35 protein-coding genes are annotated in these 25715 nt (G+C 63.5%); 17 read left to right on the top strand and 18 right to left on the bottom strand.

What is annotated here, in order from left to right; genetic code table 11:
* Nucleotides 1-149 precede the first annotated feature (149 nt).
* The 6 genes from M5C96_RS17755 to M5C96_RS17730 all read right to left on the bottom strand — a co-directional run bounded on the left by M5C96_RS17755 (nt 150) and on the right by M5C96_RS17730 (nt 3082).
* On the bottom strand, nt 150-380 hold the full coding sequence (locus tag M5C96_RS17755) for a DUF4224 domain-containing protein (protein WP_272564444.1): 231 nt from the start codon (nt 378-380) through the stop codon (nt 150-152).
* Entirely contained in the window at nt 371-895 is a 525-nt protein-coding gene (locus M5C96_RS17750; RefSeq protein ID WP_272564443.1) for a hypothetical protein, read from the bottom strand. Before M5C96_RS17750 ends, M5C96_RS17755 begins: the two co-directional genes overlap by 10 nt.
* Nucleotides 885-1316 carry a hypothetical protein gene (locus tag M5C96_RS17745; RefSeq protein WP_272564442.1) on the bottom strand — a complete coding sequence of 144 codons (432 nt, stop codon included), beginning with the start codon at nt 1314-1316 and terminating at the stop codon, nt 885-887. The genes M5C96_RS17750 and M5C96_RS17745 overlap by 11 nt, the downstream gene beginning before the upstream one ends.
* Entirely contained in the window at nt 1313-1990 is a 678-nt protein-coding gene (locus M5C96_RS17740) for a hypothetical protein (protein ID WP_272564441.1), read from the bottom strand. Before M5C96_RS17740 ends, M5C96_RS17745 begins: the two co-directional genes overlap by 4 nt.
* Entirely contained in the window at nt 1987-2823 is an 837-nt protein-coding gene (locus tag M5C96_RS17735; protein WP_272564440.1) for a hypothetical protein, read from the bottom strand. Before M5C96_RS17735 ends, M5C96_RS17740 begins: the two co-directional genes overlap by 4 nt.
* Nucleotides 2824-2902: 79 nt before the next feature.
* Nucleotides 2903-3082 (bottom strand): Arc family DNA-binding protein, encoded by a 180-nt coding sequence (locus M5C96_RS17730; RefSeq protein ID WP_272564439.1) that lies wholly within the window; start codon nt 3080-3082, stop codon nt 2903-2905.
* 119 nt (nt 3083-3201) lie between these two features.
* On the opposite strand from M5C96_RS17730, the gene M5C96_RS17725 reads away from it, so the two are divergent.
* Nucleotides 3202-3849, top strand: a complete 648-nt coding sequence (locus tag M5C96_RS17725; protein ID WP_272564438.1) for an Arc family DNA-binding protein — start codon at nt 3202-3204, stop codon at nt 3847-3849.
* 218 nt (nt 3850-4067) lie between these two features.
* Here the strand turns inward: M5C96_RS17725 and M5C96_RS17720 are convergent, their stop codons facing one another.
* The 9 genes from M5C96_RS17720 to M5C96_RS17680 all read right to left on the bottom strand — a co-directional run bounded on the left by M5C96_RS17720 (nt 4068) and on the right by M5C96_RS17680 (nt 8556).
* On the bottom strand, nt 4068-4883 hold the full coding sequence (locus tag M5C96_RS17720) for a hypothetical protein (protein WP_272564437.1): 816 nt from the start codon (nt 4881-4883) through the stop codon (nt 4068-4070).
* Entirely contained in the window at nt 4880-5134 is a 255-nt protein-coding gene (locus M5C96_RS17715; protein ID WP_272564436.1) for a hypothetical protein, read from the bottom strand. Before M5C96_RS17715 ends, M5C96_RS17720 begins: the two co-directional genes overlap by 4 nt.
* 29 nt (nt 5135-5163) lie before the next feature.
* Entirely contained in the window at nt 5164-5301 is a 138-nt protein-coding gene (locus tag M5C96_RS17710; RefSeq protein WP_272564435.1) for a hypothetical protein, read from the bottom strand.
* Nucleotides 5298-5555, bottom strand: coding sequence for a hypothetical protein (locus tag M5C96_RS17705; protein WP_272564434.1), 258 nt, complete (start codon nt 5553-5555; stop codon nt 5298-5300). The genes M5C96_RS17710 and M5C96_RS17705 overlap by 4 nt, the downstream gene beginning before the upstream one ends.
* Nucleotides 5556-5605: 50 nt before the next feature.
* Complete coding sequence (locus tag M5C96_RS17700; RefSeq protein ID WP_272564433.1) at nt 5606-5818, bottom strand: hypothetical protein; 213 nt, start codon at nt 5816-5818, stop codon at nt 5606-5608.
* Nucleotides 5815-6093, bottom strand: coding sequence for a hypothetical protein (locus M5C96_RS17695; protein WP_272564432.1), 279 nt, complete (start codon nt 6091-6093; stop codon nt 5815-5817). Before M5C96_RS17695 ends, M5C96_RS17700 begins: the two co-directional genes overlap by 4 nt.
* A gap of 22 nt (nt 6094-6115) precedes the next feature.
* Nucleotides 6116-7210, bottom strand: coding sequence for an IS630 family transposase (locus M5C96_RS17690; protein ID WP_272563777.1), 1095 nt, complete (start codon nt 7208-7210; stop codon nt 6116-6118).
* 76 nt (nt 7211-7286) lie between these two features.
* A complete protein-coding gene (locus tag M5C96_RS17685) occupies nt 7287-7688 on the bottom strand; it encodes a hypothetical protein (protein ID WP_272564431.1) in 402 nt (133 codons plus the stop codon).
* Between the two features lie 115 nt (nt 7689-7803).
* A complete protein-coding gene (locus M5C96_RS17680) occupies nt 7804-8556 on the bottom strand; it encodes a LexA family transcriptional regulator (RefSeq protein WP_272564430.1) in 753 nt (250 codons plus the stop codon).
* Nucleotides 8557-8629: 73 nt separating this feature from the next.
* Between M5C96_RS17680 and M5C96_RS17675 the strand changes: the two genes are divergently transcribed.
* Complete coding sequence (locus tag M5C96_RS17675; RefSeq protein ID WP_272564429.1) at nt 8630-8860, top strand: hypothetical protein; 231 nt, start codon at nt 8630-8632, stop codon at nt 8858-8860.
* A gap of 119 nt (nt 8861-8979) precedes the next feature.
* Here M5C96_RS17675 and M5C96_RS17670 read toward each other — a convergent pair whose 3' ends face one another.
* A complete protein-coding gene (locus M5C96_RS17670) occupies nt 8980-9246 on the bottom strand; it encodes a hypothetical protein (RefSeq protein WP_272564428.1) in 267 nt (88 codons plus the stop codon).
* A 75-nt stretch (nt 9247-9321) separates the two neighbouring features.
* Nucleotides 9322-9573, bottom strand: coding sequence for a hypothetical protein (locus tag M5C96_RS17665; protein WP_272564427.1), 252 nt, complete (start codon nt 9571-9573; stop codon nt 9322-9324).
* Between the two features lie 29 nt (nt 9574-9602).
* Between M5C96_RS17665 and M5C96_RS17660 the strand changes: the two genes are divergently transcribed.
* The 15 genes from M5C96_RS17660 to M5C96_RS17590 all read left to right on the top strand — a co-directional run bounded on the left by M5C96_RS17660 (nt 9603) and on the right by M5C96_RS17590 (nt 25230).
* On the top strand, nt 9603-10058 hold the full coding sequence (locus tag M5C96_RS17660; RefSeq protein ID WP_272564426.1) for a hypothetical protein: 456 nt from the start codon (nt 9603-9605) through the stop codon (nt 10056-10058).
* Entirely contained in the window at nt 10055-10525 is a 471-nt protein-coding gene (locus tag M5C96_RS17655) for a hypothetical protein (protein ID WP_272564425.1), read from the top strand. Before M5C96_RS17660 ends, M5C96_RS17655 begins: the two co-directional genes overlap by 4 nt.
* A 34-nt stretch (nt 10526-10559) precedes the next feature.
* Nucleotides 10560-11654 carry an IS630 family transposase gene (locus tag M5C96_RS17650; protein WP_272563777.1) on the top strand — a complete coding sequence of 365 codons (1095 nt, stop codon included), beginning with the start codon at nt 10560-10562 and terminating at the stop codon, nt 11652-11654.
* A 407-nt stretch (nt 11655-12061) separates the two neighbouring features.
* Nucleotides 12062-13060: a YdaU family protein gene (locus tag M5C96_RS17645; RefSeq protein WP_272564424.1), complete on the top strand. Its 999-nt coding sequence runs from the start codon at nt 12062-12064 to the stop codon at nt 13058-13060.
* A gap of 28 nt (nt 13061-13088) precedes the next feature.
* Complete coding sequence (locus tag M5C96_RS17640; protein WP_272564423.1) at nt 13089-13928, top strand: ATP-binding protein; 840 nt, start codon at nt 13089-13091, stop codon at nt 13926-13928.
* A gap of 139 nt (nt 13929-14067) precedes the next feature.
* Nucleotides 14068-14562: a hypothetical protein gene (locus M5C96_RS17635; RefSeq protein WP_272564422.1), complete on the top strand. Its 495-nt coding sequence runs from the start codon at nt 14068-14070 to the stop codon at nt 14560-14562.
* A gap of 161 nt (nt 14563-14723) precedes the next feature.
* A complete protein-coding gene (locus M5C96_RS17630) occupies nt 14724-15773 on the top strand; it encodes a terminase small subunit (RefSeq protein WP_272564421.1) in 1050 nt (349 codons plus the stop codon).
* Complete coding sequence (locus M5C96_RS17625; RefSeq protein WP_272564420.1) at nt 15770-17344, top strand: terminase; 1575 nt, start codon at nt 15770-15772, stop codon at nt 17342-17344. Before M5C96_RS17630 ends, M5C96_RS17625 begins: the two co-directional genes overlap by 4 nt.
* A gap of 2 nt (nt 17345-17346) precedes the next feature.
* Nucleotides 17347-19461, top strand: a complete 2115-nt coding sequence (locus M5C96_RS17620; protein WP_272564419.1) for a portal protein — start codon at nt 17347-17349, stop codon at nt 19459-19461.
* A gap of 12 nt (nt 19462-19473) precedes the next feature.
* Entirely contained in the window at nt 19474-20400 is a 927-nt protein-coding gene (locus tag M5C96_RS17615) for a hypothetical protein (RefSeq protein WP_272564418.1), read from the top strand.
* Nucleotides 20401-20571: 171 nt separating this feature from the next.
* Nucleotides 20572-21672, top strand: a complete 1101-nt coding sequence (locus M5C96_RS17610) for a N4-gp56 family major capsid protein (protein ID WP_272564417.1) — start codon at nt 20572-20574, stop codon at nt 21670-21672.
* A gap of 66 nt (nt 21673-21738) precedes the next feature.
* Nucleotides 21739-22140, top strand: a complete 402-nt coding sequence (locus M5C96_RS17605; RefSeq protein WP_272564416.1) for a hypothetical protein — start codon at nt 21739-21741, stop codon at nt 22138-22140.
* Between the two features lie 82 nt (nt 22141-22222).
* Entirely contained in the window at nt 22223-22573 is a 351-nt protein-coding gene (locus tag M5C96_RS17600) for a hypothetical protein (RefSeq protein WP_272564415.1), read from the top strand.
* A gap of 3 nt (nt 22574-22576) precedes the next feature.
* Entirely contained in the window at nt 22577-23248 is a 672-nt protein-coding gene (locus tag M5C96_RS17595; protein ID WP_272564414.1) for a phage adaptor protein, read from the top strand.
* 77 nt (nt 23249-23325) lie between these two features.
* Nucleotides 23326-25230, top strand: coding sequence for a hypothetical protein (locus M5C96_RS17590; RefSeq protein WP_442867323.1), 1905 nt, complete (start codon nt 23326-23328; stop codon nt 25228-25230).
* Here M5C96_RS17590 and M5C96_RS17585 read toward each other — a convergent pair whose 3' ends face one another.
* A complete protein-coding gene (locus M5C96_RS17585; protein WP_272564413.1) occupies nt 25231-25635 on the bottom strand; it encodes a hypothetical protein in 405 nt (134 codons plus the stop codon).
* Nucleotides 25636-25715: the final 80 nt, after the last annotated feature.

Genomic DNA, 25715 nt, shown 5'->3' with positions numbered 1-25715 from the left:
CTCGGCCCACTTCCTCATTGCCACGTCGTAGTCGGCGCCCAGAGGGATGTCGGGCACACCCTCTGGGCGCCGGTCGTAGAAGTAATAGGTCACCACCTTCCCGCTTGCGCGCTTGCGCGTGTGGGATCGCAGGCGAGGGTGCGCGTTGGTCATACCACGGCCGCCAGGTTCACGCCGCGCGCGGGCGTCACGACCCGGCCCGCCAGCCATTCGCGGGTGTGGTGCCGGCTGACCAGCATGCGATTGCCGCGGCGTCGGTAGGGAATGCCGTCCTGGGTCAGGATACGCTCCTGTTCGTCGATTTTCGACGTGCCTGTAAGGTCCCGCAGCTCTGACGGCTGCAGCAGTTCGGTGGCCAGCGGCTCAGGCTTCAAAGACATTCTCGCTCTCCTCGCCCGCGTCTGGCTGCGCGTTCTTCCGCCTGCGCTTGTCTGATGGCGTTGACCTTGCGTAGCGCGGCGCGCGCAGCGTCGCGGGTTGCACGCTCGGCGTGCAGGTCGTCCAGCGTGAAGCCCCGCCGCTGACAGTCCTTGATCACTGCGCCCTGTGCCTCGACCGCGTGCCAGAGCGCCTTCGTGTCGTCGCGTGTGAGCTTCGTGGTGTTGGCCTGCTCCTCCTGCGCCGCCCGCCGTAGCGCGGGCACCTCGGCGCGGGAAGCAGCGTACAAAGCGTACGGGATGCTGCCCACGCCGCCGCGGCCGGCCACCACCAGATGGCGGGGATCCACATTCCGGGCGTGGGCGAGCAGCGCCTGCAATGCCATGTCGTAGCCTCGCTGGGTTGCTCCGTCTACCTTGCCCAGACACCGCGCCAGCTTTCGCGTTTCGTGCAGCAACTCGTGCACAAGCCACTCGTGCTCGGAGAGCCACTCGGCTTTGTCATCGTCATCCAGCATGGTCAGGGCCTTTCGTTTCGCTCTGCAGCGCGGCCAGTTCTGCCCGCGTGCGGACCAACTCGAGAAGGAGCGCGGAGACCTTGGCCCGGGCGGTGGCGAATCGCTCGAAGGGAATAGTGTGAGTGCCGTCCTTGGCCAGCAGCGTGGGCAGCTCGTACCCCACGATCTCGCGAGCATGCAACAGCAATGCTGCCAGGGCCTCGTTAACCTCTCTGTCCTCTGCGCCCGGCGGCAGAGTGGCTGCCCGAACGGCTAGGTGCAGCAGGCGGTGGGCCAGTTCGGCGTGTTGGTCGTACCATGCCGCGGCATCGATGTGAGGCTGGCCGTGCGGTATGGCGCAGATGGATGCGGCCGCTGCCGCAACCGGACCATCTGAGGGGCGCGCGACCATGCTGCCCGGTTTTGAAGGCTGGTCTGTCATGCGCTTTCTCCTCCAGCCCACGCGATCGGGCCGCCGCAGTAGACAGAGCCACATGCTTCATCAGCAATTGACCCGATGAACTCGGCAACGAGCTGAGCCATCAGCAAATCCCCGACCGCCTGGAGGTTACCGGCACCCTCGGCACGCATCCGCGCTGCGACGAGGAAACTGCTCAGGGTGTCGGCCTGCACAGCCACGACTCCCAGCACCCGGGTGTGCTGATTGGTTTGCCACGCCGGCCCTTTGGACTGCGGGTAGGTCTCCCAGCCATTGAGCACGGTTGGGTCGTTGGTCAAGGCCACGAGTTGTACGCGAGCTTGCTCAATCAATCCGCGACGTTCCTCCGAGGGTGTATCGCCTGGCACCTGCAATGCGGCTTTGATCAATGCCGCAATGGTGTGCGCACTGTTGGCGATCGTTCCATCCGACCACAAGCCGGCTGCGGGTCCGATCATTCGACCCGCCAACTCGTGCGCCACGCGCAGCAACCGGTCGCTTTCACCCGTCCAAGAGGCAGTTTCCTCCGTCTCGGCCGCCTGCCCAAGCGCGATCCGTAGCACCTCAATGCAGTGCTCGGTCTTCAGGTGCTCCGCGGCTGCCGCTTTATTCGCCGTTTTTTCTGATGCCCGGGCTTTCGATTGCTGTGCGTTTGTGGGGGTAGTGACGGCGTTCATGCTGCACTTCCAGCTTTGAGCAGCGCGCCGACGGCCTGCTGGTGTTCATACACTTGATCGCTCACGAAGTCTGCAAAGTCAGCGACGAAATCGCCGTCTGGCCCATCGTTCGTACCAATCTTGTTGACCAAGTAGGCGAGCATGAGGTTGAGGCAGGCGGCCTGCGAAGCGCTCTTTTCCACGAATTTGATCAGGCATGCTTTGCTTTCGAAAAGCACGTAGCCGGGCATGTTGCGCCCGATCACTGCGACTGCTCCGGTGGCTTCAGCTAAGTTGTCCTCGTAGTCGTGACCGACCCGGACGGGCTGATGGGGATTTGTGCGGATTGGCATGGGCACGACCTCCTGCAGCCGCGCAGCCATGGCGGCCAAGTCGTGGGTGAGCTCCAGCGCAGCGCAGACGGCTATCAACCGATTGCTGACGACCGAGTACGCCTTCGCCACAGTGCATGCGCCGGTGGCCTGCTGCTGCAGAATGGCTGCCGCTTGCATACTGAAGCAAGGCCAATCTAATGCGGCGATCGCAGTGATGTCGTCTTCCCACGGTGCGGCGGTGTCCTCCGCCACCAGCATGTCGCGAATTGCAACCTCTGCCTGCGAGGAAAGCTCAGACGGTAAACCGGAAGGCGGTGGTCCATCGGTGGCATGCAATGCGGTTGCGAGAAGTTCGTAGGCTTGATCAAGCTCGTGGCGGATCAGGTCCCTCCAGTCGGAGAGATCTTTGGATTGGACCGCTGCCGGCGCGGCGGCAGGAGCAGTCTTTTTTCCATATGTCCGTGCCGCCGATGTGGCTCGGGTTGCGCCCACAGACGGGCGCGCGATAATCGCGGTCATGATTCGTTCCTTGCAAGGGTTCTGGATCTAGAAGCCCGAGAGCAGGTGAGAGCGCTCTTGGGCTTCGCCGTTTGTGGAGCTACTGTGGGCGATTGACCTCAGCTAATGCTTGCTGGCGAGCACGGCTTTCTTCCAGCCGCAATTCGATCTCTGCCGTCAGGCTTCTCTTCGCTGCGTTGGCCTGCTTTTGCAGCCACTCTTTCAAAGGCTGCTGCAGCCGTACCTTGAATTGGCAGGCTTCAGTTTTGGTGTCGCTCACTTGGCGCCTTTCTGAACCACCGTGGTCCATTGGTTGCATCGTAAACCACCGTGATCCACGCTGCAATAGGTTGATGAAGTTGTGGGGGTTTTGAACCACCGTGGTCTATCATTCGATCCATGAGCCGCGAAGATCCCCAAATGAAGATCCGCCTTCCTGAAGCGCTGAAAGCTCGCATTGAAGCATCTGCGCAGGCTGGCGGGCGCAGCATGAACTCTGAGATCGCGGCCAGGCTTCAACAGACATTTGAAAAGGTCGCCGTAGATGAGGGGCGGCTTATCGCTCTTGAGGCGGAGGCAGATGCTCAGCGGGCGCTGGCCAAGCAATTCAGAGCTGTGGCTGAGATGTCTGACGATGTTCGAACCCTGCTGGCCACAATCCTGCTGTCGACGCTCAGCCGAATACCTGTCGAATCCGAGCGCGATGAAGAGGACCGGCGACTCGCCAAATCCACCGCCGAGTGGCTGTCCGAACGAGACCAGCGTGGAGCTGTCCATTCCTTGTTGAAAATCATCGACGGATCCGATGCGGGCAAAGTCGAGCTTCTGCGGAACTTCGCCAGCCATCTTGAAGACCTTGACGACAGCGCGCCTTCTGCAGATCTCGACGCACCCATGAAAAAGGTCATCATCGTGGGCAATATCGGCCGGCTTATGGACGCAAGGGAGGAACGCTTCGGCCTTCTGGGAGAGGGTGATCCCGCCACTCCGCAGCCGAGACAATACGGTCCGCAGCGGAGTACCAATGCTCGCAAGCCCAAGCCCTGATTTGGCCTGCTCACCCGGTTCAGGGGTCAGATCGGACCTGACCCCTTCGGCCGGATTTCGGACGAACTGACCAGCCGTATGCGATACGTCCGCTTAGAATGATCCAAAACCGCTGCGGTGGAGGTTTTGGACCACTACGAAACTTTCGTAGTGCTCGCGAAGCTCTCCCAGGAAGGGGCGCTTTCTGCAAGGGATGGGGGAAATCACCATGCCCATAATTACTTCCACCCTCCGGCGACCAGGTTGCGCAGGATCGCTGGCGATTCGGTGTGGTCGTGTGCCTCCTCGGCATCGAGGTAATCCAGAACCGCAAGGGCTTCCGCCTTCGAGTTAGGGGGGATGCGCGCCATGGAGCGGAAGCAGTAGTCCTGGTGTTCCTGGAACTGATCCCAGTGGTCTCCTGCGTTGTCGGAGCACGCATGACGCAACCAGTACAAGGTATTGCCGAACGACCGCGCGAAGATGCAGTCAGCCAGCGTATGCACGGCAAGATCAGGGCTCTGCTCGAATCGTGAGTCGGCCTGGGCGGCGTCGTATTCCGGAAACGGCCAGTCGGACCGTTTGACGCGCTTCAAGCCGCGGAGCGCCGCCTTGCAACGAGTCTCGGCGGGGATGTCTTTCAACAGGTTCTCGATGCTCCCGAAACGGGCAACTGCGTCGTGCTGCTGTGCCGACTTCTCTACCGAACTCTTGGCCAGGCTCTCGAGATCGGCAAAGCCAAAGGCCTTGAGCACGGCGCCGAAGTTGTTGCCTGAAAGTCTGGCGAGGTAGGCTGTGTAGCGCTTCTCCAATTCATCCGCCGGCGTCTTGACCTTCTTGAACGTTTCCAGAGCCTTCTCGATCAACACCGGGTGCGCGGTCGTGATGCAGTCGCGCAGCCAAAGCACAGCGTCGAGTTCGCGATCGCCGGTGACCACCAGCGGCGCTGGTGCTTCGGGCACCGTCAGCGCGGTACTCGTGCTGGGCTGGATGGGAGGCAGCGAGAACAGCGCGCGCAACGCAGCGTTGTCGCGGCTGGTCGTCTCGGCCGTCATGCCTGCGCTCCTGTGCCCTGAATGTTCGGCTGATCGTCCAGCGTCGCAGGCCAGCGCTTCAAGCGCTTCAGCGCGCGGCTGACGGGCAGCACGCGGTAGGCCGCGAGCACGCCGCCCAGGTTTCGAAGCACGATGTAGTCGAGGCCGCCGGCCGTGGCTGGGCCGCTCAGGTCAGCAGCTGGCTGCTGAGCGCCGAGTTTGCCGGTGTAGAGCTTGATGGCACGCTGGGTGAGTTCGTCGGAGGTGGGCATGGATGATCCCTTGAATGGTTTGGGAAGGGTTACGGCCGCGCGTGGCGGTGCGAAAAGGCGGGTGGGGCATTGAAGATGCGCCACAGCAGGCCGACGGCCATGCGCAGGGAGTTCCGTGGGCCGTTGCCAGCGCGGCGGTACAACTGGTATAGGCGGAAGCCGTTCATGGACGCCTCGCTTTCACGCGGGCCACGAGCTGCTCGGCATCCTGAGCAGAGAGCAGGATGCGAAGGGTCTCGGCGCCGCTGCCTTCCAGTCGCTCGGACCAGTCGACGATCAGGCACGCCAGTACACGGAGAAAGAAGTCGGCCTTCTCCGCAGTGAGGCCTTCCAGGGTGTCCACGGTGTTGGAAAGCATCAAGGCCAGGATCATCGGATCGCGCTCAATGTCCTCACGCGGCATCTCGACTGCCATTTCCATTGCCGCTCGGAAGCACCTGCCGGAAAGTAGGGGAAGCTGTGCGAGCGACATCAAACGGCCTTTCCATTGAAGCCGAAGCGCAGGTCGAACAGCCTCGCCGCCGCCTGCAGCATCTGCAGGTTGGCCTCTGCGGCAGCGACGCTGTCGGCCATCATGGCTCGCTGAATGCGGAGCGCGGTGGGCAGGGGGATGGTCGAAAAATCGACGTCTTCCCACAGATCGTGCTCAGCGGTTGGTTCCGGTGCTGGTAGTGCGCTGCTCATGCTGTAGCTCCAGCGTCGCGCGCATGGCTGACCAGTTTGCGCACGCCTTCAGTTTTGAATCCGTAGACTCCAGCGTCTCGCGCACGGCTGACCAGTGCAGCCTCGCACTGCTGCGCGATCTCGATGACGCGACGCTCGTGGCGGCGGGCGTGGTGCTCACAGCGGCCTGGCGCAACTGCTGCGTCTTTCGCGATCTTCATGCGGCGCCAATAGCGCGACTGCTGAGCGTGCCACTGAGCGTTGTTGAACGCGAATTCGCCAGCGGCCGCGTCCATGAGGAGTGGTGTGCGGTGGGTGCTAGTGTCCTGTCCCGTTAATTCGCCCGCATAGTCTGGCGAGTTTTTCGAGGATGGAGTCTGCTGTAGCTGTCCAAGTAAACGGCTGGCAGGACTGGTTGTAATTCGCGATGAATGTGTCGATCTTGTTGATCAGATCCTTCACGCTGGTGAACGAGCCACGGCGGATTGCCCGCGTGGTGATGATCGAGAAGAAGCGCTCGACCTGATTGAGCCAGCTTGAATAGGTCGGAACGAAGTGCATGTGCCAGCGAGGCCGCTCGGCCAACCAAGCGCGCACCTTTGGATGCTTGTGGCTGGCGTAGTTATCAGCTATGCAGTGCACATCCAGTTCGTCGGGCACTGCCTTGTCGATGGCGCGCAGGAAGGCAAGGAACTCTTGATGACGATGCCGGGGCCGGCACTGCGCGATCACTTGGCCATTCATCACGTTCAGGGCCGCGAACAAGGTGGTGGTGCCGTGGCGCACGTAGTCGTGCGTGACACCTTCGACATAGCCAAACCCCATTGGCAGCATCGGCTGCGTACGCTCCAAAGCTTGGCATTGGCTCTTCTCGTCCACGCACAGCACCAGCGCGTTGTCAGGTGGGTTCAGGTACAGCCCCACAACGTCGCGCAGCTTCTCGATGAACAGCGGATCGGTCGACAGCTTGAAGCTGTCGGCCCGGTGCGGCTTGAGGTTGAAGGTCTGCAGATAGCGCGCCACCGTGCTCTTGCTGATGCCCGTATCGGCGGCCAGCGTGCGGGTGCTCCAGTGGGTACCCCCATCAGCAGGCTTGGTGTGCAACGTCTTGGTAATCAACTCAGCAACACGCTCGTCATCTACCGTGCGGGGGCGACCCGGGCGCAACTCGTCGTAAAGCCCTGCAATGCGATGGCGCGCATAGCGCCCGCGCCACTTGGTGACAGTGCTACGACTGATCCCCAGAGCCTGCGCAACCGCGGTGCTGGCTTTATCTGTGCCTTCGCAAGTCAGCACGATGCGCGCCCTGAGCGACAACGCCGCTGGCAGCGAACGTGATCGCGCCATGGACGTCAGTTCCGCGCGCTCCACTTCACTAAGCGCAATTTCTGTTCGGGTCGTTGCATTGGGCATGGCGGCACCTCAAGGATGGCCCGAAACCATGCAGCTATCGTGCCTGCGAATTAACGGGACAGGACACTAGGCATGGTCACACCCCGGCCGCGTGCGAACGCTGCACATTGGCCATGGCGCGCCGCGTGTGCACGGCATGCTCTCGGCCCAGGTGGTGGGCCAGGGCCAGCAGGCCAGCCTCGAGCGCTTCGATCGTCACCGGTCCAGCCTGCTCCAGCAACGTGCCGGGCTCGGCGATTTCGACCAGCGTTGGAGCCACGGTTGAGGCGATGCGGCCACTCTCGGCCTCTGCATCACACCGGTCGGCCAGCTTTATTGCCTTGTCAGCCCACTCACGGGCCATGGCAGAGGCATGACGCAGGCCGCACGCCGCGGCGGGCCAGCGGCCGTCAGCCGCTGCGCGACGAGCCAACGCGCTGCGGCGCTGGTGATCCGCCGGCGACGCCAGCAGGAGGGCGTCAAGTTCGATTGCGTCCATCTTCGCTCCATTTGAGCGCCACGGGATGCGGCGCGATGGAGCTAGTTTAGCCTGGGCTAATAAAAAGTAAATAGCCTAGGCTAAATTTTCTGTTCGATGTGTTGTCCCCTGTGTATCAATATTGCTCGCTGCGCCACACCGTTAATACCTTCCCCAGCACTTCGAAGTGCTGGTTCTTCGGCGAAATGTCGTAGGGCGGGTAGTCGGGGTTCTTGGAGATGATCCGCAGGCAGAACCCGGGCCCATCGAACTCGGGCACTCGCTGGATCATTTTGATGAAGCCTTCATCGCCAACCCGGAAAAAGTAGACGCCCTCATGGTTGACCACCCGAACCCCGGTGTCCACCAGCAGCGGATCGCCTGGGTTGAACATCGGCCGCATTGACGGCCCGAACCCTGTCACGATGCAGAGGTTTCGCAAGCCTGAGTGGTTGGGCACGTTCAACCGCAGCCATTCTTGCGTCACGCGCCAGCTCTTGATGATGCCTGGCTGCTCTTCCAGAAGCAGTTGACCCCGAGTGCCCATGCCGCAACCCGTAGCGTATTCGGTGATGACGAGGTCTGTAGGCTCACCCAGTTCGTCGCTTGGCGCCTCGTGCGGAGCTGGAGCGAGCGGAGGTGACGGGCCATCGGCTGATGTTTTCGGCAGCTTTCCCTCCGCGAGCCACGCAGGAGACACGGACAGCCGAAATTCAGCAACCAGCTTCTCCGCGTTCTCACGGCTGATTGTGGTCACCTTCTCCGGATTGCTGAACCAGTTCGACACGCTCGCGGCAGACACGCCGCATAGCCGCTGAATCTGGGCTTGCAGGCCGCGTGGCTTCGGGTCCGGAAACATCTCAGCCAATCTGCTTTGCAACGTAGTCATTAGCCTAGCCTAACAAGTTGATTATTAGCCTGGGCTTGTGTGTTATTTTAGCCCAGGCTAAGATGAACGCCTTATGAATGCTCAAGCTACCCAAATCATTCGAGCGCTCGGCGGTTCCTCCGCCGCTGCGCGCCTGTTCGGCATTGCGGTGCCAAGCGTGACGAAGTGGAAGAAAAGTGGCATTCCACGGCCGCGAATGATGTTCTTGGAGCTTGCGCGACCGGATCTCCTTGTGGACATCGACATCAATGCTGCGACCTCCAAAGCAGAGGCTCCCGCGGTTCAGGACGTCGCCCATGCCTGACCAATTGCCCCCTTCGCGCCCAAGCGAGCCAGAGCCTGAAATGGCACTGCCGAAGCTATCCCGCCCGCCCGCCGCCGGGGGCGCTGCAGCACCCACAGACCCTGTTCGGCTCCGCCCGATCAGCCGGGCGGTGGGCCGTATGGCTGCGCATCTGGGTCTTCCGGGCCGACCAACTCCCAGCTCACATGGAACGCTTCCAGAGCCCGGTCTGGCATTGGCCCGTTGGTCAAAAGCACCAGCGTCTCCTGGTACTCGCGGTGAATTGCGGCGAGTAACGCGTCTGGATGGGGGTGAGTCTTGATGAGCGCCCGTATCGCCGTGCCAAGGGCCACCTGTGCGCCTGCCAAGTCCGCTTTCAGGTTCAGGATCTCTTCGTCTTGGGTCATTTCGCCCGCTCTCTTTCGTGATGGTTGCCTGAGAAACACCATCGTAGAGCGGAAGAGGGCGGGCACCCATACCCATCACTGCTCCCCCCGCCGCCAGCGCGGCATGGGCCTCATATCGCCCCTGTCAACCAGCTTGGTCCGCGTCACCCGGCCCCGCAGTAACAGCTCACCGCTTTGCCAAGCCATCTCAATGCTGGATGTGGCGAGCAGCCGTGTACGCAGGCCCGTGGTTGGGTCGATGTTGGTGGACATCTGGGTGCGGGTGCTGGTGTGGAAAAGCCGGGCGCTGGGTGCCGCGGCGAAGTCGGAATGGCGTGGTGTGGTCATGACCCGCATTGTTTTTTTTCGCCTCTTTGATGTCATTCCTCGGCGTTCCCAACTTTTGGGAAGGACCGCGAACGGTGCATTTTCTGGAGCAGATCATGGGTGAGTACGAGAGCTTCAATCAGGCGCTCATAGAGTGTGTGAAAGTCGCTGGCGGCAGCAAGGTTGTTGGGCACAAGCTGTGGCCTGAGAAGGCGGTGGACGCTGCCCAGCGTCATCTACTGGCCTGCTTGAACGAGGACAAGCCTGAGCGTCTGTCGCCCGAGCATCTGTTGATGCTGTTGCGCTTGGCGCGCGACAAGGGTTGCATGGCAGGCATTGATTTCATGCTGAGCGAATTGAGCTGTGCACCCGCGCAGCCGATCGAACCCAAGGATGAGATGGCCGAACTGCAGCGCGCGTTCATCGAATCAGTGAACGTGCAAGCCAAGCTTGCGGAGCGGATGGAGCGCGCTGCGGGCCGAGTCAGCATGAGGGCCGTGGTATGAGCGGCGCCGCATGGGTGAGCATCAGGCGGCGCGCCGCAGCATGCAACGCCGAGGTGTTCAGGACAGATCCGGCGGATGGTCAAGTGGTTTACCTGTGGTCCTGGCTAGGTGGAGACGGCGTTAAGAGCTTCCCCGAACTGGCACAACTGAGAGTCCATCTCGAAGATGTGGAGATGAAAAAAGAGGAGGAGGCGCGCTGGAGATCGTCCTGGCGCCCCATGACTCCCGAAGAGCTGCACATTCAGTCCTTGCAAAGCCAGATTGGCGGCTTGGGCTCCACCATCTACGCACACTCCAAGCAACTTGCAGGGGAGCGTCCCATCGGGCGAATCACCCTTGTGATGGCGCAAGCGGAGGGCCGGAACCACCTGCAGGACCTCGAGAGTAAGCGTCGCACGGCAATCCGGGAGCGCCTGCGCATCGCCGACGAGCTAGTGTCCTGTCCCGTTAATTCGCAGGCACGATAGCTGCATGGTTTCGGGCCATCCTTGAGGTGCCGCCATGCCCAATGCAACGACCCGAACAGAAATTGCGCTTAGTGAAGTGGAGCGCGCGGAACTGACGTCCATGGCGCGATCACGTTCGCTGCCAGCGGCGTTGTCGCTCAGGGCGCGCATCGTGCTGACTTGCGAAGGCACAGATAAAGCCAGCACCGCGGTTGCGCAGGCTCTGGGGATCAGTCGTAGCACTGTCACCAAGTGGCGCGGGCGCTATGCGCGCCATCGCATTGCAGGGCTTTACGACGAGTTGCGCCCGGGTCGCCCCCGCACGGTAGATGACGAGCGTGTTGCTGAGTTGATTACCAAGACGTTGCACACCAAGCCTGCTGATGGGGGTACCCACTGGAGCACCCGCACGCTGGCCGCCGATACGGGCATCAGCAAGAGCACGGTGGCGCGCTATCTGCAGACCTTCAACCTCAAGCCGCACCGGGCCGACAGCTTCAAGCTGTCGACCGATCCGCTGTTCATCGAGAAGCTGCGCGACGTTGTGGGGCTGTACCTGAACCCACCTGACAACGCGCTGGTGCTGTGCGTGGACGAGAAGAGCCAATGCCAAGCTTTGGAGCGTACGCAGCCGATGCTGCCAATGGGGTTTGGCTATGTCGAAGGTGTCACGCACGACTACGTGCGCCACGGCACCACCACCTTGTTCGCGGCCCTGAACGTGATGAATGGCCAAGTGATCGCGCAGTGCCGGCCCCGGCATCGTCATCAAGAGTTCCTTGCCTTCCTGCGCGCCATCGACAAGGCAGTGCCCGACGAACTGGATGTGCACTGCATAGCTGATAACTACGCCAGCCACAAGCATCCAAAGGTGCGCGCTTGGTTGGCCGAGCGGCCTCGCTGGCACATGCACTTCGTTCCGACCTATTCAAGCTGGCTCAATCAGGTCGAGCGCTTCTTCTCGATCATCACCACGCGGGCAATCCGCCGTGGCTCGTTCACCAGCGTGAAGGATCTGATCAACAAGATCGACACATTCATCGCGAATTACAACCAGTCCTGCCAGCCGTTTACTTGGACAGCTACAGCAGACTCCATCCTCGAAAAACTCGCCAGACTATGCGGGCGAATTAACGGGACAGGACACTAGCTCTACTGGGCAAGAAGCCGCCGCGATACGCCGAATACCTCGCTGCGGCGAAGGCTCTTGATATAGGGGGCTCAGCCGATGGCCACTGATGCACGAATTTCCACGGGCCTGCCAGGCCACCCGAAAACCAAAAAGCTGGTGCGCCGGCTTGGTGGCGATGCCGGGTGGCGCCTGGTCTGCCTCTTCCTCTGGGCGGCATCGCATCGGAGCGATGGTGATCTGTCAGGTATGACCGATGAGGACATTGAACTCGCCGTCGACTGGAGCGGGGAGAAGGGCGTTTTCGTCCAAGCTCTCGCTGAACTCGGATTCCTGGGTGGCGGGGAACGCTTTCGTGTTCTCAGAGAGTGGGGGCTGGGTTCTAAGCACGCAGTGGCGTCTCCTGGCGCGCGTTGGGAGGGCGATCGGTGAACTATTACGAGCACCACATTGGCGACTATGCCGAAGCGACGCAGCACCTGAGCATTCTGGAAGACGGGGTGTACAGCCGGCTGCTGCGCAAGTACTACGCGACTGAAAAGCCTCTCCCCGTTGATGTGATCGCTGTCCAGCGATTGGTAGTGGCTCGCTCCAAAGAAGAGAAGGCGGCCGTCGAGGTTGTTCTGCAGGAGTTTTTCGACCTGCGAGAGGATGGATGGCACCAAGCGCGCTGTGACGACGAGATTGCACGGTACATGGCCGGTGAGCCCGAACGGGAAGCGAAGAAGGCCAACAAAGAGAACCGTCTCCACCGTCACAGGCAGGAACGTGCAGAACTCTTCGAGAAGCTCACGAGCGCGGGCCTTCACGCTGAATGGAACATTCCGATCAAGGAGTTGCGGGTGCGCGTTGCAGATCTTACAGCTGGCGTTTCAGGTGGGAGCAACTGCGAGGGGAGAGATGTTGCACCTGAAACGCCTGCAACACCTGAAACGTTTCAGGTGACAGAAACTGAAACGGCACCTGCGACGCCTGCAACGGCTACCCAGACACCAAACACCAGACACCAATCCCCAGACACCAGTCACCATTCACCAAGTAGTAGAGGAGATACACCGCGCAGGCGCGGCAGTACATCTGCCTCCATCGCATCCATCCCCGGCGTGGACGACAAGCTGATGGCCGACTACCTGATCATCCGCAAGAGCAAAAAGGTTGGCCCACTCACCGAGACCGCGCTGCAGGGCATCCAGCGGGAAGCCGAAGCCGCAGGCCTGTCGGTGGCCGATGCACTGAGGGCGTGCTGCGAACACGGATGGGCGGGTTTCAAGGCGACCTGGTACGCAAACGCAGCAGGGCACGGCGTTCAACACCGCGGGGCTCAGCCAGGCACGCGCGTCAACAACCGAACACCGCTCCGCCACACCGATTTCGACAAAGTCGACTACTCAGCAGGACTGAACGAAGATGGAACCCTCCCAGCCTAACCCCAGGCCGAGCGGCCCCAGCAGAGCCGTGGCCGATGCGCAACCCGCTGTAGCCACGCTGGCGACATGCGACAAGCATGGGCCCTATGAAGCCAAGCCCTTCTTTCCCAACTCGCGCAAGTTGGCCGGGTGCCCAACCTGCGAGAGGGAAAGACAGGCCGCAGAGGAGCGCGAGGCGAAGGAAGCGATGGCAGCTGGCCGGCTGGCGCGACGACTTGCCAAGAGCGGCCTGCAGCCCCGGATGCTCGCTGCGTCGTTCGAAAACTTCGTGTGCGACAGTGACGAGCAGCGCAGAGTGCTGGCGGCCTGCCGGAACTTCGCGGAAACGTTCGACGAAGCCAGCGGTGGTGGCCTATGGCTTATCGGCGCGCCCGGCACGGGCAAGACCCACTTGGGCAGCTCCATGGTCCAGCACGTGATCCGCGCGAAGCACGAGATGGCCGGACTGTTCAGCGCCCGCCAGATCATCAACATGCAGCGCGCCAGTTGGGGCGGCGTGAAGGGTGGGCACCGCACGCACAGGGCCTCAGACCCCTGGGACATGCCGGAGGACGACGCATTCGCGGATCTGCGCACAACCTCTGAGGTGGTGGACTTCATGGCCGAGCTGCCGCTGCTGGTGCTGGACGAGGTCGGCGTCGGGTTCCAAAGCAACGCAGAGCAGGTGCAGCTCTACGACGTGATCGACATGCGATACCAGCACTGCCGGCCCACGGTCGTCATCTCCAACCTGCCGCCAGCCGAACTGAAAACCGTCCTGGGCGACCGAAGCTACGACCGCTTGCGCGAGGGCGCAAAAGTCCTGGCTTGCAACTGGCCGAGTGCGCGGGGTGTCAACCGCGCTCCTTGTCCGGCCGGGGAGGAATAACGATGAAGGCACACGGTATTGAGTTCACCCACCCGACCAGCCCGCAGCCCGACGGAAAGGCTGCGCTTTGAGCGCGCGGCCAACCCATTTCATGCCAGTCAACGTCCGACCTGATTCAGCATTTCGAGGAGACCTACCCATGATCGAGACACAGAGTGCGGAGATTCCCGCTGCGCTGGGTCGGCCAGCCGGAAAAGAGAAAGCCGGGCCTACAAAGGCTACACGCCAGCGGATCTGGGAAGCCATCACGGAAATGTTCCACGCAGATCAGGTCGTAACGCGTGAGTGCCTCGTTGAAGTCACAGGCCTGAAGATGACCATCATCGACGATCACGTCGGCCGGATGGTCGAAAGCGGTGAGCTGCGGCGAGTGCGTGCTGGGGTGTTCGTTCCAGTTCCCCGGTATTCACCACCGCGGCCGGTCTACGGCTCGATGACCACCGATGGATTCTTCGTCCTGGAGGTGGGGGATCAGAAGGTCGTGATGCAGCCGCGGGAGGCGCGACAGGCTGGGGCACTGATGGCAGGCCAGTTCATGCAACTCGCGGCGATCCAGATGGGCCACGACACCAACCTCATGGTGAACGAGCTGCACCGAGAACTCAAGCAGCTGAAGAGGGATCTGGGGGAGTGATCTACGGGCCGATACCAAGCCGCGAAAGCTGAGCGAGCCTGGTTCGTGGAAAAGTGACTTCCGATCCATGATGCGGCTCCAGAGCTGCGCGGCTGCAATTTTGCCAGCCGCCCCCCGCTAGAGTTTCCAAGTTTCGCGGGTGTGCCAGACCATGCGTGTAAATGGCAACTGGCAACCGCAAGACCCCCAAATCCGCACCCAGCATCAAGGCAGGCAGCAAGGCCGCGCCCACGTCCCCCATCAACTGGACGGGTGTGAAGAAGGCCTACTGCGGTAGCCATCAGTCCACCCGCGCCATCGGCAGCCAGTTCGGCGTCTCCCACACCATGGTGGCCAAGCGCGCCGCCGCCGAGGGCTGGGAGCGGCCCCCCAAGGAAGAAAAGGCCGAGCGGGCGAAGGTAAATACCCGGAAAGCGGGGAATTCCGCACCTACTCCCGAAAATGGGGCGGTCGGCTTGGACGCTCGGGTGCAGCGCTTCGTCTCCGAATTCCTGATCGATCTGAACGGGAGCCAGGCGTACATGCGCGCCGTGCCCGGAACGGTTGAGAAGACTGCGCGGACCATGGCTTCCCGCCTGTTGGCGAGAGTGGACGTGCAGGCAGCCATCAAGGCCGGCCAGACGCACCTGCAGGGGGTCGCCCAGGTCTCAGCAGCCCGCGTGATCCAGGAGATCGCCCTGATCGCATTTGCCGACCCCCGCGAGCTTGTCGAGACCAAAGTCGGCTGCTGCCGGCACTGCTGGGGCACCAACTTCCTGCGCCAGCGCACCCAGGTCCAACGCGACACTGACTTCGAGCTGTGGCGCAAGAAGGCCAAGCCGGACGAGGTGTTCGACGAGGAGGGCGGTACCGGTTTCAACCCGCACCTGCCGCCCAACCCTGAATGCATTGAGTGCTGTGGGGACGGTCTGTCGCGCGACGTGATCAAGGACACCCGCTACCTGAGCCCAGCGGCCGCGGCTCTCTATGCCGGCGTGCGCCGCACGAAGGAGGGCTTTCAGGTCCTCACGCAGGACAAGGGCGCGGCGCTGGACCGCCTGGCCCGGCACCTGGGCGTGTTCGAGAAGGACAACGGCCAGAGAAACGACCCGCTGGCTCTGCGCTCGATGTCCGACACCGAGCGCGCGGTGCGAATGTCGGCCGTCCTGCAGGGAAACCCGGCGCTGCTGGCGATGTTCGCGCAGCTGACGGGCGGAGGTGAACAGCAATGAAGCTGGCCGTCCCCACGCCCGAGCAGATCCTGGCCACCTTCAAGGGCATGACGCCTGAGATGCGTGCGGCGGTGGACTCCTTCCTGATGATGGCCAGTCCGGCCATCTGGGTGCCGCAGGCCGGCCCGCAGTCGGCGGCCTACCATTCGAAGGCCGACATCGTCTTCTACGGTGGCAGCGCGGGTGGGGGCAAGTCGGAGCTGCTGCTGGGACTGAGCCTGACCGAGCAGGAGCACAGCATCATCTTCCGCCGCGAGGCCGTCCAACTGATCGGCCTGGAAGAGCGCATGACAGCCATCCTCGGGTCGCGGCTCGGGTACAACGGCCAAGACCACCTCTGGCGCCTGCCGGACAAGAAGGTGCTGGAGCTGGGCAGCGTGCAGAAGCCTGACGACTGGATGAAGTACCAAGGCCGGCCGCACGACTTCAAAGGCTTCGACGAGATCACCCACTTCACGGAGATGCAGTTCCGCACGCTGATCGGCTGGATGCGGACTGACAACCCGGATGTGCGCCAGCGGGTGGTGGCCGCTGGGAACCCGCCAACCACGGCCGAGGGCGAGTGGGTGAAACGGTACTGGGCCGCATGGCTGGATCCGCAGCACCCCAACCCAGCCAAGCCGGGAGAGTTGCGCTGGTATGTGACCAATGAGCGCGGCGACGACCAGGAGGTGCCAGACGCTACGCCGGTCATGGTGGGCGGCGAGCTCATGGAGCCCAAAAGCCGCACGTTCATCCCCTCGCGCGTCGACGACAACCTGTTCCTGACCACCACCGGCTACAAGTCCACCCTGCAGGCGTTGCCCGAGCCGCTGCGCTCTCAGATGCTGCGCGGCGACTTCAACGCCGGCTCTGTGGACCCTGTCTGGCAACTGATCCCCACCGACTGGGTGAAGGCGGCTCAGGCCAGGTGGCGGGATCGAGACGCCAAGGGCCTGATGACCGCCATGGGCTTCGATCCGTCGCGAGGTGGCCAGGACAAATCGTCTGCCGCCCGCCGGCACGGCCAGTGGTTCGACAAGATCGTCTCGGCCCCTGGTGTGGTCACGAAGGACGGCCCATCGGCGGCCGGGTTCGTCGCACCGCTGATCCGTGATGGCGCGGTGGTGTGCATCGACTCCATCGGCATCGGTTCATCGGCTCTGGACTTCATCAAGGGCCTGGGCCTGCACGTGCACGCGGTGGTGGGCTCCGAAGGCAGCACCCTGATGGACAAGTCCGGCCAGCTGCACTTCCGCAACAAGCGGGCCGAGATGTACTGGCTGCTGCGGGAGGCGCTGGACCCCACGAACCCTGATCCGATCGCGCTGCCGCCCGATCAGGAACTGGCGGGCGACCTGACGGCCCCCCGATACAAGGTGGTGACCATGGGACGCAGCGCGGCCATCCTGATCAGCAGCAAGGACGACATCCGCCTGGTGCTAGGCCGCAGCCCAGATAAGGGCGACGCGGTCGCCATGACGTTCGCCGCCGACATTCCGAAACCAGTCCCCAAGCCAAGAGCCAAGACTTGGCGCGACAGCCTGGCCCAGCACCGATCTCTCTCCTCCGACGACCAGTCGGCCTACTGATCATGACCAGCACCACCATCTCCCCACTGACCACGCTCGCAGACGACCCAGCGCGCGAGAACTGGGACCGTTACCAGTACGGCAAGGACCGCGGCCACCTGGAGTACAGCCAGCACGCCGCTCGCTGTGAGGACATGTACATGGGCCAGGGAAAGCAGTGGCTGGCCGCCACGCGCGCCCAGATGGCGCTGGAGCGTCGGCCGCTGTACGAGTTCAACGAGATCAAGCCCAGCATCAATTCGGCCATCGGGCACCAAATCCACAACCGGATGGACATCGCGTTCAAGCCGCGCGGCGGGGACTCGGATCTCCACACCGCGACGATCTTGTCGAAGGTGACCATGCAGGTGGCAGCCCAGGCCGCGCTCCACTGGAAGGAGACCCAGGTCTACGGCGACGGCCTGATCGAGCAGCGCGGGTACTACGACCTGCGCATGGACTTCGACACCAACATCAAGGGCGAGATCGCTGTCAGCACGCGCGATCCCCGGGACGTCATCCCCGATCCTGACTCGAAGTCCTACGACCCGGATGAGTGGGCAGACGTCACGATCTCCCGCTGGCTCACCCTGGACGAGATCGAGCAACTGTGGGGAAAGGACGCCCGCAAGAAGGCCGAAGTATCGGGTGACGAGGGGCCTGACTTCGGCGACACCGATGAAGAGGCGGAGCGGCCCAAGTTCGCCAGCCGGCGCACCGGCACCACCTATGACGCCCTGGGTCGCCAGGCGGATGGGCTCAAGCGCTATCGGGTCATTGATCGTCAGAAGTTCGTCTACGAAATGACGCCCTGCATGGTCTGGCCGCAGTCGGGCGATGTGCAGGTCGAGGCCACCATGGCGGCGGACTCTGTGGCGGACGCCCTGGCAACAGGCGCCGTGCGGGCCAGGCGGATGCGGCGCCGCGTCAAGTGGATTGTGAGCACGTTCACTGCCACGCTGCACAACACATACAGCCCCTACGACCACTTCACCATCGTCCCTTACTTCGCCTACTTCCGCCGCGGGCGCACGGGCGGCATGGTGGACGATGCTATCGGGCCGCAGGAGGTTCTCAACAAGGCCGTGTCTCAGGTGGTGCACATCGTGAACACCAGCGCGAACAGCGGCTGGACGGTGGAGGAAAACTCGCTCACCAACATGTCCACCGAAGACCTCTCCAAGAACGGCGCCAAGACGGGCTTGGTGATCGAGTACAAGAAGGGCTCCAAGCCTCCCCAGAAGATCCAGCCGAACCAGATCCCGACGGGTGTCACGCACCTCATTGATCGGGCAGACAAGGCGTTGAAGGACGTGACCGTGCCGGAGTCGATGCGCGGAACCCAAGGCCCGGAGACGTCAGGGATCGCCATCCAGGCCAAGCAGTTCGCGAGCCAGCAGCAGCTGGCTGTGCCCCTGGACAACCTGGCGTACACGCGGCACCTGCTCGCCCACCGAATCCTGAAGCTGATCCAGCGCTACTACGACAGCTACCGGGTCTTCCGCATCACCGAGACCAACCCCTTGACGGGAAAGCCGAAGGAGGAGGTCCTGGAGATCAACAAGTTCGACCCGGCCACTGGTGGCTACATCAACGACGTGACCATCGGCACCTACGACGTGGTCATCACCGAGCAGCCGATGCAGGTGACCTTCGAGAACAGCCAGTTCCAGCAGGCCATCGAGATGCGGCGCGAGGGCGTGCGCATCCCTGACACGGCGGTGGTGCGCTACTCGGCGCTGTCGGACAAGCACGAGCTGCTGGAGTCGATGCAGAGCGCCCAGCAGCCGCCCGCGGATCCTACGGTCGAGGCGCGTGTGCGCCTGCTCGATGCGCAGACCCGAAAGGCGGACGTTCAGGCCACCGATACGCAGGTCAAGAGCCAGTTCAGCGCCATCCAGACAGCGCAGGTCATTGCTCAGACGCCTGCCACCGCTGCGCTGGCAGACGGCTTGCTCAAGTCGGCGGGCGCGGTGGATCACGACAGGGGCCCCATCGTGCCCCAGCCGCCGAGTGGCCTGCCCACGGTGGACCTGCCGCAGAACACAGACCCCTTGAACCCAGCGAACCCGGCCAGCCCTGCTGCGGGCGCGAGCGAAGGCATTGAAACCCTGGCCGCTGATGGCCTGCAACCCTGAAGGAGAAAAAGCATGCCCAACCCGAACGATCCAGATGACAGCACCCCTGCGTTGGAGATCACCGCTGACGCCGGCGAAGCGGAGCGCGCTGCGCCGGTAGACCGTGGCGATGTGTTGACCGAGGCGTACACCGGGAAACCGGCCAGCCCAGCGGCGGCGGCACCCGTTGCAGCGCCTGCAACTCCGGCGCCCGCAGAGCCAGGCGAGGGCGCGGGTGGTCCTCAGAACGTGCCCTACGCGCGCTTCCGCGAAGTGAATGAGAGCCGGCGGCTGTTGGAGGAGCAACTGGCGGCAACCCAGCGGGAAGTCCAAGCCTTGAAGGCCAGCCAACCGTCGGCGCCTGTGCCTGCGCCTTCACCCTCGGCTGCCCCGGCCCCCGAATTCGATGTGGACGCTGCCGAGACCGAGTACGCCCAGGCGCTGCTGGATGGCGACGCGAAGGGCGCGGCGGCGATCCGCAAAACCATCAACCGCCACATCGAGAACGCCGCCGTGCAGCGGGTCGAGCAGGCTTCGATCCAAAACGAGGTGACGGCCAAATCCGAGGCGGTGGTGGCCAACGCCATGGCGGCCTATCCCTGGCTGGATCAGGAAGAGGGCGCTGAAGCGCTGGACCTCATTGCTGCTTCGGTGCGGGCAAAGGTGGCGGACGGGGTTCCTCACCATGTCGCCCTGGCCAACGCCATCGCCACCATCGCACCGCGTTTCGCGCCAGACGGGACCCCCAGTAGGGGATTGCCTGCAGCCCCGGCCCCTACCGATACTCGCCCTGCGAGAGCGATACAGCGCAATGCTGCGGATTCCCTGCTGCAACCGCCGTCGGTTCAAGCAGGCATCGGCAACCGCTCCGAGTCGAGCAGGCTGGACGTGCGCCAACTGACCGACGAGGAGTACCAGGCGCTGCCATTGGCCGAGCGCAAGAAGCTTCGCGGCGACTGAGTCGCGTGGCTCCTGGCCAGCAGGGATTCACCCAACCTGCTGGCGACATTCCGGGTTGCCGTCCTGGGCCGACATAAACGCCGCCTGACGCTCTTGGCCGTCCGATGCCATGTATCTCGCAGATGGGCGGCGACATGTCCCGACAAGTACCTCAACTTTTTGGAGCATGTCATGGAAACCAATTTCGCAGCACTGCTGCCTGTGCACAAGATCGCCTGGGAGCGTGAAGTCTGGAGCGCCGCGCGCGACGCGATGTTCCTCAAGAACTTCATGGGCACCGGCGAGAACAACGTGGTGCAGCGCATCACGAGCCTCACCCAAACCGAGAAGGGCGATCAAGTCATCATGCAGCTGGTGGCCGACCTGGTGGGCGATGGCCAGATCGGTGACAACGAGCGCGAGGGCAACGAAGAGGCCATGCAGAACTTCGCCCAGATCCTCAACATCGACCTGATGACGCACTCGGTGCGCAACAAGGGCAAGCTGGCCGATCAGAGCTCCACGATCAACTTCCGCGAGCAAGGCCGCGACAAGTTGGCTCACTGGCTGGCCGATCGTACGGATCAGCTGGCATTCCTGACCATGTCGGGCATCAGCTACGCATTCAACAACGACGGTTCTGCGCGGGTGGGCTCGCCTTTCCCCAGCCTGTCGTTCGCGGCCGATGTGACGGCACCCACGAGCAAGCGTGCACTGATGTGGGATGGCACGGGCCTGCAGGTGTCCAACACTGCGAGCATCACGAACGCCTACCTGCCGAAGTACGCCATGATCGTGGACGCCATCGCCTACGCGAAGTCGCACCGCATCAAGCCGCTGAAGAAGGACGGCAAGTCCTACTACGTGATGTTCGTGCAGCCCGGCACGCTCGCCGCGTTGAAGAAGGACCCCGACTACCAGCGTGCTGTGGTGCAGGTGGCGGCCAAGTCCGGCATGGACTCGCCCTGGTTCACGGGCGCCGCCGTCACGGTGGATGGCGCTGTGATCCACGAATTCAACCTGGTCTTCAACAACAAGGGTGCGCCCAACGGCTCGAAGTGGGGTGCTGGCGGCAATGTCAACGGCACCCGCACGCTGCTGTGCGGCGCCCAGGCGCTCGGCATGGCCGACATCAGCCTGCCGACCTGGACTGAAAAGCTTTTCCAGTACGACAGCGTGTGCGGCATCAACGTGGACAAGATGCACGGCCTGCTGAAGCCCAAGTTCTACAGCATCTACGACAAGTCGGAGGAGGACTTCAGCGTTCTCACGATCGACCACTTCCTGCAATAAGCAGCTGCCCGGGCGGGGCCGATGGGTCTCGCTGTCTTCCCCCCTTGTTGTTGAAAGGAGCCCATCGTGGCCATCAAGAAAAACGCATCGCGCCAAGAGCTGATCGTGGCGCATCTGAACATCGGCTATGCCGATCCCACCACCTACGGCAACGCCGAGAACGCCTTCGACCTGCCGGGCAACGCCATCGTCCTCGGTGGCGATGTGGTGGTCAAGACGCCCTGGAACAGCGCCACCACCGCCACGCTGAAGCTGGGCGACGCCGTCGACGATGACCGCTACACCGCCTCGCCCATCGACCTCAAGACCGCCGGCCGCACCGCGCTGACCCTTTCGGGCTACACGCACACGGTCGCCGAAGCGCTCAAGGCAACGATCGCGCAGACCGGCGCCGGGGCCACCGCAGGCGCGGCGCGCATCACCATCAGCTACTACGTTGAGGGCCGCTCGGCATTCACGCAGGGGTAACCGTTCTCCTCAGTGGTTGGGCCTGGACGGCCCTTGAACCCGGCGGCTGATACCCGCCGGGTCTTTTTGAAGGACATTCATCATGAAACTCTGCTCCCCCTCCTCTGAACCGCTGCACGTCGCCCTGACCAGTGGCCACATGTGCGTAATCGGGCCCGATGGCACCGACGTTCCGAAGATCTTCATCCGCGAGGCGCTCGCACGCGGCGCAGTAGCGCCCGACGAGACCCAGACGTCCTCGGTGAACGTGCAGATCCAGGCCCGCCAGATGGCAGTCTCCGAGGCGCTGCAGGCCATGATCACCGGCCAGGACAAGGAAGACTTCACCGCTGATGGCAAGCCGAACCTGATGCGGCTCAAGTCGCGTGCGGGCTTCGCCGTCACCCGCGAGGAGGCCGACGCCATCTTCGCTGAGCTCACGGACAAGGTGTAAGCCATGAAGGTAGAGGACTTCATCTCCGATTTCCGAGCGACAGTCGACGATGTCGAGCTGCCGTATCTCTGGTCGTCGGAGTTGATCGTCCGCTACCTGAACGAGGCGGTGCAGGAGGCCTGCGAGCGAGCCAAGCTCATCGAGGACCGCCTGACACCCGCTGTCAGCACGATCACCCTGGAGCCCAACGTTTCCACCTATCAGCTCCACCCGAGCGTCTTCGAGATCAAGCGCATCACGCTGCGTGGCAAGCCGCTGGACGAGACGAGCGTGGAGGCGCTGGACGAGGACTGCTGCGGCTGGGAGAGCATGAAGGGTCTTCCCCGGTGGTATATCTTCGAGCAGGCCAGTGGCACGCGATCCGCCAGCTTGCGCCTGGTGCGCACGCCCACTGAGGCCGACACGCTGGCCCTGACGGTCTACCGCGGCGCCCTCAAGCCGTTGTGTGCCGACCTTGACCAGGGCCGCCCCGAGATCCCAGAGCGCTTCCACGAGCGGCTGATGGATTGGGTGCTGCACCGGGCCTACCTCAAGCAGGACGCCGACACATTCGATCCCGGGAAGGCCGCAGAGTCCCTCGCCCTGTTCGTCCAAGCCTTCGGCGAGCGACCCGACGCGAACGTGCAGCGCAAGCAGCGCGACCGCAGGCCCCCCATCGTGCGCAGTAACTGGTGAGGCTCGCGCCCCGGTAGGGGTTGGCGCATCCGCCCTGGTCCGGAAGAATTCCCCAAGATTTTCCAAAGGCCACCACCATGCGCAGAACACTCGCCCAGATCGCCACCGCAACCGCCCCTCAGCACTACCGCGACGGCGGCCATGTCCGCGGGCCCGGCACGGGCACCAGCGATTCCATCAAGGCCAGACTCTCCAACGGCGAGTTCGTGCTTCCCAACGACACGGTGCGCAAGGTCGGCGTGCGCCGCCTGCAGGATCTGGTGCACCTGACCCACGAACCGAGCGGCAAGGCTGCGCGACGCGGGAAGTTTGCTGATGGTGGCCTGGTCGAGGACGAGACAAAGCGCCCGAACAGCTTCGGAGACGCGCCCGCTGCTGCAGCCAGCCCAGGGGTGACGCAGGTGGGCGCCGCCGTGCCTCCGGCTCCTGCACCAGCCGCACCAGCACCAGCGCCCTCTGCCGCGCCACGCCAGGCCTCGGTGGCCGACATCCCGACGGGTGGCATGAAGGCGCCGGCGGCGGACGGTTCGCAAGACAGCTGGGCGAATACTGAAACCGGGCGCAACCTGTCGAACATCGCCGCGGCACTGCCCGGCTCCCTGGGGGGCTCTATTCCCGCAGTGGCCAAGACGGGCGGCGCGATCAGCGGCGGCATCAACGCGGCGAGTCGGCTGCTGAACGCCGGTGCCGGCGCCGCCGCGATCAGTGCGTTGCCGAGCTCTGTTGCCGCGCAGACTGCGCCCGCATCGGCTGCAGGGGCCGGGCGCGGCGTGGTGAACCCGGCCTTCGTGGACCCTGCGGCACCGCCACCCGTGGCTGATTCATTCCCCACCGCGGGGAGTAGCTCCAGCCCCAGCACCACGGGCAATGTCACCCGAGTGGGCAACGCCTATTCGGGCAGCAACGTGGCCGGCGATATCACGGTCAACGGCCGCGCCCCTGGCGGCGGCTTCATGAACACCGGCGACACCTCTGCACCACGCTCGCCAGTCGGGATGTCGCCCGACGCTGCAGCACAGGCCGGCCTGGTCACCAGCGCCACGCCGGTGGGCTACAACCCCGCCTATGACACGAGGATCACAGGGCAGGGCGCACGGGATCGTCTGATGGCAACTGCGACTGGCCAGGCGCCGGGAGGGCAGATCAGCCAGCAGAACCTGGCGGCCGCCGACAATCTGGTCGCTCGGCAGGACCAGGGCGCACGTGGCCGGCTGATGGCGTTGGTTGCTGGGCCAGGCGCCGGCCCCGTCGAGGCCGGCAGCCTCACTGGCGGCTTCTCAGGCAGCATCGGATCGAGCAGCACCTACGGCAACATGCTGGGTCGCTCGCCCGGGCAGCGCCTGCGCGATGCAGGGGTGGCCGCCAGCAGCATCACCAACCAGTCGAGGTGGGCCGGGCGGGGCGCGGAGAACAGCGCCGCGATGCAGGAATACCGGGCCGCGCTGCAGCAGGACAGCAACATCCGGCAGAACCAGGCCGGGCAGGATCTCGAGTCGTTGCGTCAAACCGGCGCGCTGACGCGCGAAGGCCTGCAACAGTCGGGGGAGACCCAGCGTGCAGGCCTCCGTGCCCAGGGCGTGAACGATGCCAACCAGATCGCGCGCGGCCGGCTCTCGCTCGAGCAGATCGCCGCGGGCTACACCAACCGGTCAGCAGACCGCATCGACCGTGCGCAGGTGGAGCTGGAGACCGCCAAGACCCCCGCGGCTCAGCGGTCAGCGCGCGAGCGCCTCATGGCTCTTGCAGGGAAGGCCCCGCAGAATGAATGGGGCGTTCAGGTGACACCCGCCACCAAGAATGCCGATGGCAGTTCTACGCAGGGCAGCGTGTGGCGGTACAACAAGCAGACTGGCGAGACGGTGCAAGTCGACGGTGGCCAGCGGATGGACATCAGTAAGGACCCCCGTGCATTGGCGATTCGGGATAACCCAAAGCTCACCTACGATCAGAAAAAAATCGCGCTTGCTCAGCTCGGTTTCTGATCACTTTTTGCAGCCGCCCAGGAAAGCGTCGATATCGGAACAAGCAGGGTTGGCGAGAGGTGCGGGGCGGGCGCTTGTGGAATCGGCACCTCGTCCGCCCTTGCCTTCCACCGCCAGCTTGCCAACCAATACTGGCCCGACGATCGCCAGCGGCACCAGCAACACACCCAGCACCAGCCAGCCTTTCGACGTGTGGGTGGACCCCTCGCGGTCGGCGGGCCACTTCAAGAACGACACGAACCACAGGACCAGGATGCCCACGATGGGCACCAGCATCAGCAGGGCCCACGCACCGTTGAACCCGGCGCGCTGCAGGATTCGCCAAGTGGGCACCACCAGCAGCGCCAGCAAAGGGGTGGCCATGGCCAAGACGATGATCCAGTGGATCGGGCTGAATGTTCCCATGTGGCCTCGTGAGAAGAAGATTGCGGGTGAGAGAGGGCGCTGTTGCACAAATCGAATTGCAGACGGCATGACCCCAACCC

Origin of the sequence: Acidovorax sp. GBBC 1281, from assembly GCF_028473645.1 — a bacterium.
Classification (GTDB): domain Bacteria; phylum Pseudomonadota; class Gammaproteobacteria; order Burkholderiales; family Burkholderiaceae_C; genus Paracidovorax.
This window is presented reverse-complemented; position numbering and strand designations above follow the sequence as displayed.